Source organism: Aeromonas sp. QDB14 (assembly GCF_027707845.1).
In the GTDB taxonomy this organism is placed as follows: Bacteria; Pseudomonadota; Gammaproteobacteria; order Enterobacterales; family Aeromonadaceae; genus Aeromonas; species Aeromonas caviae.
The window spans coordinates 1-12,796 of sequence record NZ_JAPCJD010000021.1 but is presented as its reverse complement, the minus strand read 5'-3'; the positions used below and the strand labels follow the sequence as shown (position 1 = coordinate 12,796).

Below are 12,796 nucleotides of genomic sequence, written 5' to 3'. Positions count from 1 at the left end.
AGGCGGGGGCCTGGTGCAGGCCCCCGCTTTTTGTCAGCGGTTGTCGACCTCGTCCACCCGTACCCGCAGCGCTCCCTCTGCGAGGGTGGTGATCAGGGTCTGGCCTGCATTGACCTGGGATGCGCGGCGGATCACCTCCCCGGAGGGGGTGCGCACGATGGCGTAACCGCGCCCCAGGGTGGCCAGCGGGCTGATGCCGTCGAGGCGGGCTCCCAGCATGGCGAGGCGGTGGCGGGCGAGATCCTGGCGTTTTGCGATGAGGGCATGGAGGCGCTCCTCGGCAAGCTGGTGACGACGTTTGCCGATGGCCAGCCGCTTTTCGGGGCTTCTGGCCTGCAGGCGCATGGCGAGGCCCGCGAGGCGCCGCTCCCCCTGGTGCAGGCGATCACGCAGGTGCTGCTGCAAGCGGCGGTCGAGCTCGTCGAGGCGCTGTGACTGCTGCTCCAGCCGTCGCTTGGGATCCTGATGATCGAGCCGCTTCTGCAGCAGGACGAAGCCATGGCGGGCGGCGACCTGGTGACGGCTCATGGCCTGGGTGAGCCGCTGGCGCAGGTGCACGAGGCGCTGGGCGCGGGTGCGCCTGTCCGGCGCCACCAGCTCGGCGGCGGCAGAGGGGGTGGGGGCACGAAGGTCGGCAGCAAAGTCGCTGATGGTGACGTCCACCTCGTGTCCTACGGCGCTCACCACGGGGATGGCGGAGCCTGCGATGGCCCGTGCCACCGCCTCTTCGTTGAAGCACCAGAGATCTTCAAGGGAGCCGCCGCCGCGTCCGACGATGAGCACATCCACCTCGGCGCGGCGGTTGGCAAGCATGATGGCCGAGACGATCTGGGCGGTGGCGGCGCTCCCCTGCACCTGGGTCGGGTAGATGAAAACGGGCAAGTCCGGGGCGCGGCGTTCAAGCACCGTCAGCATGTCGTGCAGGGCGGCGCCGGTGGCGGAGGTGACCAGCCCGACGGCGCTGGGTTCCCGGGGCAAGGGGCGCTTGCGCCCTTCGTCAAAGAGCCCTTCGGCCCCGAGGCGGCGCTTGAGCTCCTCGAAGCGCAGGGCCAGCATGCCATCCCCGGCGGGCTGCATGGACTCGATGATGAGCTGGTAGTCGCCCCGGGGTTCATAGAGGGAGACTCGCGCCTGCACCAGCACCTGCATGCCATCCTGGGGACGGAACGGCACCCGGCGGTTGTTGCCCTTGAACATGGCGCAGCGCACCTGGGCCGACATGTCCTTGAGGGAGAAGTACCAGTGGCCGGAACTTGGCATCGCCAGGTTGGAGAGCTCGCCGGTGAGCCACACCAGCCCCAGATCCTGCTCCAGGATCATGCGCACGGCGCTGTTGAGGCGGGTGACGGTGAAGATCTGCTGTTGTCTGCTCTGACTGGCGGGTTCGAGGTGATTCAAGGCTGGCCCTGCTGTGGTGTCCGCCGGGGCGGGAGAAACGATGGGGGTCATCTTACCCCAGTTGCGCCCATCTGCCGAGCCATGGGCCCGGCAGATGACGCGGAGCCTAGGCTTGTGCCTTGGCCGACTTGACGGCTCTGGCGGGGCTGGTCACCAGCCAGACCGCGAGGCAGACCACGGCGCCGCCGAACACGAAGCCGCCGGTGAGGGTTTCCCCCAGCACCAGATAGCCCCACAGGATGCCGAAGGGCGGAATGAGGAAGGTGACAGTGAGGCTTCGCAGGGGGCTGATGTCGGCGATCAGCCTGAAATAGAGCAGATAGGCGAAGGCGGTACAGAGGAAGCCGACCGCCAGCACGCTGGCCCAGACCCCAGGCTGGGCCCAGTCGACGGCGGGGCCGGTCGCCAGGGTGTAGCCGAAGAAGGGAAGCAGGAAGAGGACGGCCCCTATCTGGCTGCCAAAGGCCACCAGTTTGGCGTCCAGGCCTCCCCGCTCGGTGACCCAGCGTCTCGTCAGGAAGCCGGCGCAGCCATAGCAGGCGGTGGCGATGAGGCAGGCCAGCACCCCGATGGCCAGTTGGCCGCTCAGGTCGACCTCCCCGGTGGTGGTGATGAGCCCGATGCCCACCAGCCCCAGCATGACCCCGGCCCACTTTCGCAAGGTCAGCGTCTCGTGAAAGAAGGAGAAGCCGATGAGGGCGCCCATCAGGGGCGTGGTGGCGTTGAGGATGGCGGAATACCCTGCGGGCAGCCAGAGGGCCGCCACGGCATACATCAGGAAGGGGACGCCGGAGTTGATGATGCCAAGCACCATGATGGATTTGAGCTTGCCCTGAAACTGCATGGGGGTGCGCAGCAGCAGGAGCATGGCGGCGAGCCCGACGAGGGCGAAGAAGACCCGCAGGAAGGTGGTGTTGACCGAGCCGAACGCCGGCGCCGCGATGCGCATGAACAAAAAGCTGGCACCCCAGATGGCTGCCAGCGCGAGCAATCTCCCGTAATCCGATGGTCTCATCGTTTCTCCCTGAATGAACCGCCCTGTTGCCCGAGATGGCAAGGGGGATTGCATCATGGGGGCAAGTGTCCCCGGTGGCAACGGCGCCGTGCAGGAGGCAGGGGCTGACCCTGTGCCCGAGGTGGTCGCGGAGGGCGGCCATCTTGCTCTCCCCGATGGGGGTGCCCCTCACTTCTGCGCCAGGAAATGAAAGCGCTATCAATCACATACAGCCCATGACGAGGTCGACAGTGGTCACATTTTGCGCGTGTTGGCCATTAATTGGCCATGGGGGACTCTAGACTGGTCGGGCTCATCTGAAGGCGGGACGTTGCGGATGGGGGAATGCCGGGACACACCGGCATCACACACAAACAATGAAAATAAAGGACTATCAATGGCTAGATGGATACTCGCGGCCGGATTGTTGGGAACCCTGATCACGGCGCCGAGCACGGCGGCGGAGTGGTTCTTCCGGGGCACCGCGAATGGATGGGCGGCGACCGCCATGACGTCGACGGACGGCGTCAATTTTGATACCTGCCAGCGCTTCGTGAGCGGGGATGCCAGCGGCGGCCCGCGCTTCAAGATAGACAGGTACGGCAACTGGCAGCAGAGCTACCCGGCGGCCGACTACGGGGTCAATGCCAACACGGCGTACCAGATCCGCATCAACGCCAGCACCCAGGCGGTGAGCGCGACGGCAGTGGCCAGTTGCGAGGCCTCGGGGTTTGCCAGCACCTTGCCGCAGCTCAACGTGCGCGGCACCTTCAACGGCTGGGCCAGCCTCCCCATGACCCTGGTAGGGGATCACCTGTGGCAGGTGGAAGCCTACATGGATGGCAAGGCGAGCCAGCGCCTCAAGTTTGATCAGGCTGGGGACTGGGCCGTCAACTTTGGCGACAGCAACGGCGACGGCGTGCTGGAGAAAAGTGGCGGCGACATCTTCTGGAGCGCCGTGGGCACGGTGCGCATCCAGGTCAACGATCAGACCCTGGCCTACAGCATCACCCCCCTTGGGGATGACAACCAGCCGCCGCTCGCGGTCATCACCCCGGGGGGGACGGTGAACGTGACCCAGGGGGCGTCGCTCACCTTGAGCGGCAGCGACTCCACGGATCCTGACGGCCAGATCGCGAGCTATCTGTGGAGCAGCGGCGAGACCACGGAGAGCATCGTCGTCAACACCACCCAGACCGGCACCTTCACCTATGGCCTCACGGTCACCGACGATCAGGGCGCCAAGGGCAGCAGCAGCGTGAGCGTGGTGGTCGGGGCAGGACAGAGCAGCGACAGCTGGTACTTCCGGGGCACGGCCAACAACTGGGGGCTCACCCCCATGACCAGCGAGGATGGCACCACCTTCTGCACCGAGCAGGCCTTTGGCAGCAACAACCCCCGCTTCAAGATTGACCACAAGGGGGACTGGACCGAGGCGTATCCGGCCCAGGATTACCTGGTCAGCGCCAACACCAGTTATCGCATCTGCTTTGACAGCCTGCGCAAGGCCATCGAGGTGGAGACGCTGGCCGGGGCCGATCTGCAGGCCCCCACGGTGACGGCCACCCCGTCCCCGGGGAGTTATGTGGACAGCCAGTCCATCACCCTGGGAGTGAGCGACGATCAGGACAGCGCCCCCGCCGTGCATTTCACCACGGACGGCAGCCAGCCCACCACGGCATCGGCCCGCTATGCAGGCCAGCCCCTGCTGGCGAGTGACAAGGGGAGCGGCACCGATCTGGTGATCCGCACCCTTGCCATCGACGCCAGCGGCAATCAGCGCGAGCAGCGCTTCGAGTACCGTATCGGCGAGCAGGGGGTGGCGAGCGGCGATTTTCGCGCCGAGAGCATCTACTTCCTGCTGACTGCCCGCTTCTATGATGGCGATGCCAGCAACAACTACTACAACCGGGATCGCTACAAGGCGGGGGATCCCCAGTGGCGTGGCGACTTCAAGGGGTTGATCGCCAAGCTCGACTACATCAAGGATCTCGGCTTCACCGCCATCTGGGTGACGCCGCCGGTGGAGAACCGCTCCGGCCTCGACTACCACGGCTACCATGCCTACGACTTCTACCGGGTCGATCCCCGTCTGGAGTCGCCGGGGGCGGGTTACCGGGAGTTCATCCAGGCGGCCCACGCCAAGGGGCTCAAGGTGATCCAGGATGTGGTGCTCAACCACTCGAGCCAGTATGGTCTGCGCGGCAAGACCTGGATCGATCGCCTGCCCGTCAAATACTACGTACCGGCGGGGTCGAGCCAGGGACTCATCAACAATGGCCCCTATCAGGGCAATCTCGGGGACTACGCCAGCGCCAACCGCTGTGACGACGACAACCCGGCGGCGCCCGACTGGTACAAGGCCCGCTGCCAGTCCGATCCGGCGGGCACCCAGCCCCTGGTAGACCCCAAAACCGGCGCCACCGTGCCGAGCGCAGGCTACAACCCAAACCGCTTCTTCGGCATCGACGCCCAGACCCTGGATCCCGCCTGGTATCACCTGGACGGTTTCATGTCCGGCGGTGACTGGGAGAGCCCGCTTGCCCTGCAGCGCAAGCACATGGCGGGGGACTGCATCGATCTCGCCACCGGCAACCAGAACGTCAAGGACTACCTCAACGGCGCCATTCGTCAGTACCTCGACATGGGAGTGGATGCCATCCGTATCGATACCTTGAAGCACATCGAGCGGGACGAACTGCTGACCTATGTCCACGACTGGCAGGCCCACAAGCCGGGGCTGTTCGTCTTTGGCGAAAACCTGGTCAAGGGCACCGGATGGGGCTCGGAGCTCGCCAACGACAATGCCTCGGCGGTGATCCGCCCCTGGTGGTATACCCGCACCACGCCGAACCCGGCCGATCCCCGTGCAGGGGGCGATTCCGGCCTCTCGGTGCTGGACTTCTCCCTCTTCTCCACCTTCCGTGACAACGTCACCCGGGGGAACTTTGGCGGGGTAGGGGGGATTTTCGCCATGGACTGGGTCTATGGGGATGCCACCAAGCTCATCACCTTCTTCCAGAACCACGACGTGGGGCCGGACAATGACTTCAAGTACCGCTACGGCGGGGAAGAGGGCAATGCGGCCATGACCTACAACCTGCTCTGGACGGCGCGGGGGATCCCGACCCTCTACTACGGGGAGGAGGTGATGTTCCAGGCGGGCAAGCCCCAGGACATCGACGGGGCCACCATGACGGTGGATCAGACCGGTCGTGCCTACTACGGAGATGTGCTGGACAACCCCGCTACCCCGAGCCACCCGCTCTATCAGCACATCAAGCGCCTGAACCAGATCCGCAAGGCGGTGCCCGCCCTGCAAAAAGCGCCCATGAGCCAGGTGAACGAGTGGGGGAGCGGCATCAGCTTCGTGCGTGATCTGAGCGCCCAAGGGAGCTACGCCGCCGTGGGCCTTGCGGCCAACTCGGCCCAGCAGATAAACCTGAGTGGCCTGAAGAACGGCACCTACACGGACGCGGTAACCGGTGCGAGCCAGAGCGTCAGCAACGGCAGCCTGAGCTTTGCGGTGCCCGCCTATTCGGCGCGGGTCTGGGTACTGAACGGCCCGGGCAAGGTCGGTGCTGACGGCAAATACCTCAAGTAAGGAAGCCCTGTCACAGGGTGCAGCGAGTCGGCCTTCGGGCCGACTTTTTTATTCTGCCTTCTGCCTGAATGGATGCCCCATCCTGATGGGACTCTGGCTGCGGAGGGGTTGATGGATGGGCAGACCTGTGGACTCGCGACCAGCACGCTCATGGACAGGGGGCTAGAGGGAAGGGAAGTGGTGCATCCGCCGCCCGAGTCACTTCATGCTCTGCATATTGCAGTGCTCATGGCAGTGAGCAAAGCGGTGCCCATGTCGCCTTTGCGCCGCGGTGCAAGGCAAACCGTGCCACTCAGCCGCTCCATATTGGTGCAACTGCACTTTATTGGTGCGCTCCATCCACATACGCCCCTGGAGCCCGCCCCGAAGAAACACGCCGTATGGCCCCCGGACTTCGCCCATGACAAGCATCATCCATGCTGAAAAGCGGCATCGTATCGACATGATCTGCCGAAAAACCGGGCTGTGAAGGGGATAGCACGAGGCCTTTTTCGGTGACTCGGGTAAACATGCTGCGCCACTGTGATGGCCGATCACGGAAGTGGTGAATTCTACCTGCATATTGCGCATTTATCGGAATTTAAATCCGATTATTTATGGTATCGCGGACTCTTGTTTTGATTGGCGCTCTTTTTGCTGTGACTTGTCATCCCCATGATGGCGAGATCAGGGGGCGGGGGAGCGCAAGATTGGGGGGGTGGGGACGGCAAGGTGAACGGGTCGCCGCCATCAGCCCCAACGCGGCCTGGTTGTCGGGCAACGGATGCCACCATCACATCGGATCTAAGGAGTCATATGGAAGGTGAAATGACCATGCAGCCAGCGGCTGCGGGCAGGGGGCTGGCCCATACCCTCAAGGACGATGTCTACGGCATGGTGCTCGGGGTCATGTTTATCGCCGTGGGGCTCAATCTGCTCAAGTGTTCCGGCATGATCACCGGTGGCATCGCGGGCATCGCCCTGCTGATCGCCCATGTCAGCACCCTGCCCATCGGCGTGCTCTTCTTCCTGGTGAACCTGCCCTTCATGGTGTTCTGCTACGTCACCATGGGGCGCGCCTTCACCCTCAAGACGCTGATCGTCAACGTCGCCCTCTCGGCGGCCACCCAGGCGGTGCCGCTGCTGCTGACGGTGAGCTATGTCCATCCCCTGTTTGCCGCCCTGGTGGGGGGAACCTTCCTCGGCATGGGGGTCTTGTCTCTGGCGCGCCACAATGCCTCCGTGGGGGGCACCGGCGTGGTGACGCTCTGGTTGCAACGGCGCACCGGCATCAATGCGGGAAAGAGCCAGATGGTGCTGGATGTGCTGGTGTTTGCGCTCTCTCTGCTCACCCTGCCGCTTCCCCTGCTGCTCTGGTCAACCCTGAGTGCGCTGGCCATGAACGCCATGCTGATGAACTGGCACAAGCCGGGCCGCTATCAGGGGAACTGACCGCCGGTCTGGCTGACGGCTGAGAGGGGAAAAAAGGCCGTTCCGGGAGACTGGCGGCAGAAAGGGGCTCAACGGCAAAAAAGATCATCTTGTCGGGAAAAACGGCATGGTTACGGCTGAATTTATTGGTTTTTTGCCCTGTTGGTGGCGTTAAATCGGGCTACGCCATAAAAAATTCAAAAAACTTCTTTACCACTGCCCAATGCATGAGTAAAATTTGTCGGCAATATTTTACACCCCCACTCCTCAACGGTGAGATATTGCCATGCTCAGGATTGCCAAAGAAGCGCTGACCTTCGACGATGTACTGTTGGTTCCAGCCCACTCCACTGTTCTCCCCAATACCGCCGACCTGCGTACCAAGCTCACGTCTGCGATCACGCTGAATATTCCGATGATCTCCGCTGCCATGGACACAGTGACCGAAGCCCGTCTGGCTATCGCACTGGCCCAGGAAGGCGGCATCGGCTTCATTCACAAGAACATGTCCATCGAGCAGCAGGCAGCCGAAGTGCGCAAGGTCAAGAAGTACGAGAGCGGCGTGGTCAGCGACCCCGTTACCGTGCGCCCTGACATGACCATCGCCCAGATCAAGGAGCTGAGCCACAAGAACGGTTTCGCCGGTTACCCCGTGGTGACTGACGGCAACCAGCTGGTGGGCATCATCACCGGCCGTGACGTGCGCTTCGTCATCGATCTCTCCCAGACTGTCGAACAGATCATGACCCAGAAAGATCGTCTGGTGACCGTGCGTGAAGGGGCCCCTCGTGAAGAGGTGGTGGCTCTGATGCAAAAGCATCGCATCGAGAAGGTGCTGGTGGTCAACGGCGACTTCAAGCTCAAGGGCATGATCACCGTGAAGGACTTCCAGAAAGCCGAGCGCAAGCCCAACGCCTGTAAAGACGAGCGTGGCCGTCTGCGGGTCGGTGCCGCCGTCGGTGCCGGTGCCGGCAACGAAGAGCGCGTCGCCGCCCTGGTGGAAGCCGGTGTGGACGTGCTGCTGATTGACTCCTCCCACGGCCACTCCCAGGGCGTGCTGGATCGCATCAAGGCGACCCGTGAAGCCTATCCTGACCTGCAGATCATCGGCGGCAACGTCGCCACCGCCGCTGGCGCCAAGGCGCTGGTGGAAGCGGGTGTCAACGCCGTCAAGGTCGGTATCGGCCCGGGCTCCATCTGTACTACCCGTATCGTGACCGGCGTGGGCGTGCCCCAGATCACCGCCATCTCCGACGCCGTCGACGCCCTGGAAGGCACCGGCGTGCCGGTGATTGCCGATGGCGGCATCCGCTTCTCCGGTGACGTGGCCAAGGCCATCGCCGCCGGTGCGAGCTGCGTCATGGTGGGCTCCATGTTCGCCGGCACCGAAGAGGCGCCGGGCGAGATCGAGCTCTACCAGGGCCGCTCCTTCAAGTCCTACCGCGGCATGGGTTCCCTGGGCGCCATGTCCAAGGGCTCAAGCGATCGCTACTTCCAGACCGACAACGCCGCCGACAAGCTGGTGCCGGAAGGGATCGAAGGGCGCGTGCCGTACAAGGGCCGCCTCAAGGAGATCATCCACCAGCAGATGGGCGGCCTGCGCTCCTCCATGGGCCTGACCGGCAGCGCGACCATCGACGACATGCGCACCAAGGCCGAGTTCGTGCGCATCTCGGGCGCCGGGATGAAAGAGTCCCACGTTCACGACGTGACCATTACCAAAGAAGCCCCCAACTACCGGATGGGCTGATAAGACGGGGCCCTGCGCCCCGTTATTCCACCCTTTTTTTATCCCGTGCTTTTTGTGACAACATCAGCCTGATGCAGGAATAAAATGACTAAAGACATTCACGCCCACCGCATCCTTATCCTGGATTTCGGTTCCCAGTACACCCAGCTCATCGCCCGTCGCGTCCGTGAAATCGGCGTCTACTGCGAGCTGTGGGCCTGGGATGTAACCGAAGAGCAGATCCGCGAGTTCAACCCGAGCGGCATCATCCTCTCCGGCGGCCCGGAATCCGTGACCGAGGCGGGCAGCCCGCGCGCCCCCGAGTACGTGTTCAACGCCGGTGTGCCGGTGTTCGGTATCTGCTACGGCATGCAGACCATGTCCGAGCAGCTCGGCGGCAAGGTGCAGTCCTCCAACCTGCGTGAATTCGGCTATGCCCAGGTCGAAGTGCTGGGCCAGTCCGGCAAGACCAGCGCCCTCTTGCGCAACATCGAAGACGCCATTGCCGACAACGGCAATGCCCTGCTGGATGTCTGGATGAGCCACGGCGACAAGGTCACCGAGATCCCCTCCGGCTTCACCACCATCGCCCAGACCGCGACCTGCCCCCATGCCGCCATGGCCGACGAGGCCAAGCGCTTCTACGGCGTGCAGTTCCACCCGGAAGTGACCCACACCCGTCAGGGTGCCCGCATGCTGGAGCACTTCGTCAAGGACATCTGCGGCTGCGAGTGCCTCTGGACCCCGGCCACCATCATCGACGACGCCGTTGCCCGCATCCGCGAGCAGGTGGGTGACGACGAAGTGATCCTGGGCCTCTCCGGCGGCGTGGACTCCTCCGTGGTCGCCATGCTGGTGCACCGCGCCATCGGCGATCGCCTCACCTGCGTCTTCGTCGACAACGGCCTGCTGCGTCTGAATGAAGGCCAGCAGGTGATGGACATGTTCGGCGATCACTTCGGCCTGAACATCATCAAGGTCGACGCCGAAGAGCGCTTCCTCTCCGCTCTCGCAGGTATCGACGAGCCGGAAGCCAAGCGCAAGACCATCGGCCGCGTCTTCGTCGAAGTGTTCGACGACGAGTCCAAGAAGCTCAAGAACGCCAAGTGGCTGGCCCAGGGCACCATCTACCCGGACGTCATCGAATCCGCTGCCAGCAAGACCGGCAAGGCCCACGTCATCAAGTCCCACCACAACGTCGGCGGCCTGCCGGAAGAGATGAAGATGGGGCTGGTGGAGCCGCTGCGCGAGCTGTTCAAAGACGAAGTGCGCCGCGTCGGCCTCGAACTCGGCCTGCCCTACGACATGCTCTACCGTCACCCCTTCCCGGGTCCGGGTCTGGGCGTGCGCGTCCTTGGCGAAGTGAAGAAAGAGTACTGCGATCTGCTGCGCAAGGCTGACGCCATCTTCATCGAAGAGCTGCGCAAGGCCGACCTCTACAACCAGGTCAGCCAGGCGTTCGCCGTCTTCCTGCCGGTGCGCTCCGTCGGCGTCATGGGCGACGGTCGCAAGTACGACTGGGTCATTGCGCTTCGCGCCGTCGAGACCATCGACTTTATGACCGCCCACTGGGCCCACCTGCCGTACGACTTCCTCGGCCACGTGTCGAACCGCATCATCAACGAGATCAACGGCATCTCCCGCGTGGTGTACGACGTCTCCGGCAAGCCGCCCGCAACCATCGAATGGGAATAAGGGTTAATCCCTTTCCCTGCGATCACGCAAAACTGTCAAAAAGGCGCCCTTGAGGCGCCTTTTCTTTTTCCAATCGTTTGCGTTACAAAATCTGGATAAAATAAGGTCCTTGCTTCGAGCACAGGGTTATTTTGATTGACCCGAATTGGTACTCTCTGTCTATAGCTAGGTCGTGCCTCATTATCTCGCTGTCGGGATGAAATAATTAGGAATGATCTCTGGAATCCCTGACATTTAGAGGTATTGCGGATATGAGATTTTTTGCTGATGGCCCGTCCATTCCGGATCTTCTTCTTGAGCGGTGTGATGCTGGCAGAGTGGTATTTCTGTGCGGCGCAGGAGTCTCAATCCCGTCAGGAATGCCTAGTTTTTACAAGTTGACCAAGTATGTTGTTGACTTCTTCGACCCTGCACCAGACTCCGGGATTATGCAGGCTTTCCAGCCATGGATTGATGACCCTCTTGATGAGAAACCAAGCATTAAGACGCCACTGGATCAAATCTTTAATCTTTTGCATCAGGAATATGGCAGAGAGGAAGTGAATGCTCTGGTTACGGAGCGACTGCAAGCATCCAGCGGTGCACCAACGCTGGGTATGGAGCACGAGTTAATCAAGCGGATTTCCTCACGTCAGCCCGGTGTACCTCAGATTGTAACCACCAACTTTGATCGTCTCTTTGAACTGGGCGAGGTTGGTCTGGCCCCGCATGTCCCTCCTGCCTTTCCCAATCTCTCCTTGGGGGCATCGCTTGATGGCATCACTTATCTGCATGGGCGTTTGGCTGATATTGGTGCCGAGCTGCACGACTATGTGTTGAGCAGTGCCGATTTTGGGCGAGCCTATCTTTCGGAAGCCTGGGCAACCAACTTTATCCGCACTTTACTTCAGCATTTTACCGTTGTGTTGGTGGGTTATCAGGCAGAAGACCCGCCCGTTAAGTATCTACTGCAGGGACTGAATCATGATGGGCAGTTCGATCACTCCAGACTCTACGCCTTTGATAAGGGGAGAGCGGAGGATATAGAAGCAAAATGGCGTGATAGAGGGGTGACAGCTATTGCTTACGGAGAGCACTCTCATCTATGGCAGACGTTAGAAGCATGGGCGGAGAGGGCTGACGATCCACGAAAGTGGCGGTGCTCTGTTATCGCCATGAGCCAGCAGAATCCGAAAACGCTAACACCGCACGAACGTGGCCAAGTTGCTCATGTTCTTCGCACTGTTCAGGGTGCGAGATTATTTTCGGAGGCTGATCCGACACCACATCCTGAATGGGTTTGTGTGATGGATGTGAATGTTCGATCCGCTAGGCCTAACAGTGAAGATTGTGAGGATGATGAAGTTTTTGATCCCCGAGTCGCTTATGGACTTGATGACGATCTAATAGACAGCTCCGATGATGACAGCAGACAGAGTATCAACAACGGCAATCTCCTTGTTTGGCGTGATGGTGATGATAATCCACATGATTGTTATCAATTGGCCGGTGGTTTTGAGGCTATCCCGAAGAGACTTGGTCACCTCATCAATTGGTTAGGTAAGTCCATCGATAACCCCGTTATGGCTTGGTGGGCCATTAGGCAGAGTGGGCTTCATCCGCAACTATTGCAACAGTTTGAGTGGCAAATAAAGTGCTCAGATACTCTCCATCCACGTGCTCGGCATATCTGGAACCTCATCCTCGAACACCATCGCGGACTTCGGAATCAACAGCGGAATGGTGACTGGTTTGACCTGCAAAGAAGGATAAAAAGGAGGGGTGGGTGCCAAGTGTTCTACGAGATTTTCGGAGAGTGTCGACCCCGCGAGTGAAGATCAAACCTCCATTGGACTTGGGAAAGTACAAACCACCTATAGAGTCTTGGGAGAGTATTCATCTTCGTGCTCTAGGGAAGGTGCGAATAAGCGGGGAAATTCTTCTCGGCTGACTCAGTCATTTCATTTCTTCATGTTTGAGCCGATTT

The 12,796-nt window shown here is 61.5% G+C and carries 7 protein-coding genes; 5 read left to right on the top strand and 2 right to left on the bottom strand.

Annotated features, from left to right (window positions below; genetic code table 11):
• Positions 1–33 precede the first annotated feature (33 nt).
• Positions 34–1,398, bottom strand: coding sequence for an exodeoxyribonuclease VII large subunit (gene xseA / locus PG887_RS09185; protein ID WP_104455844.1), 1,365 nt, complete (start codon positions 1,396–1,398; stop codon positions 34–36).
• A 106-nt stretch (positions 1,399–1,504) separates the two neighbouring features.
• Positions 1,505–2,413 (bottom strand): DMT family transporter, encoded by a 909-nt coding sequence (locus PG887_RS09180; protein ID WP_029314444.1) that lies wholly within the window; start codon positions 2,411–2,413, stop codon positions 1,505–1,507.
• Between the two features lie 376 nt (positions 2,414–2,789).
• Between PG887_RS09180 and PG887_RS09175 the strand changes: the two genes are divergently transcribed.
• The 5 genes from PG887_RS09175 (at position 2,790) to PG887_RS09155 (ending at position 12,644) form a co-directional block, all read left to right on the top strand.
• Positions 2,790–5,996, top strand: a complete 3,207-nt coding sequence (locus tag PG887_RS09175; protein WP_233759681.1) for an alpha-amylase family glycosyl hydrolase — start codon at positions 2,790–2,792, stop codon at positions 5,994–5,996.
• A 795-nt stretch (positions 5,997–6,791) separates the two neighbouring features.
• On the top strand, positions 6,792–7,427 hold the full coding sequence (locus tag PG887_RS09170; RefSeq protein ID WP_010674548.1) for a YitT family protein: 636 nt from the start codon (positions 6,792–6,794) through the stop codon (positions 7,425–7,427).
• A gap of 265 nt (positions 7,428–7,692) precedes the next feature.
• Positions 7,693–9,156, top strand: coding sequence for an IMP dehydrogenase (gene guaB / locus PG887_RS09165; RefSeq protein WP_010674549.1), 1,464 nt, complete (start codon positions 7,693–7,695; stop codon positions 9,154–9,156).
• Positions 9,157–9,240: 84 nt separating this feature from the next.
• Positions 9,241–10,830 carry a glutamine-hydrolyzing GMP synthase gene (gene guaA, locus PG887_RS09160; protein ID WP_270821543.1) on the top strand — a complete coding sequence of 530 codons (1,590 nt, stop codon included), beginning with the start codon at positions 9,241–9,243 and terminating at the stop codon, positions 10,828–10,830.
• 251 nt (positions 10,831–11,081) lie between these two features.
• Entirely contained in the window at positions 11,082–12,644 is a 1,563-nt protein-coding gene (locus tag PG887_RS09155; RefSeq protein WP_270821542.1) for an SIR2 family protein, read from the top strand.
• Positions 12,645–12,796: the final 152 nt, after the last annotated feature.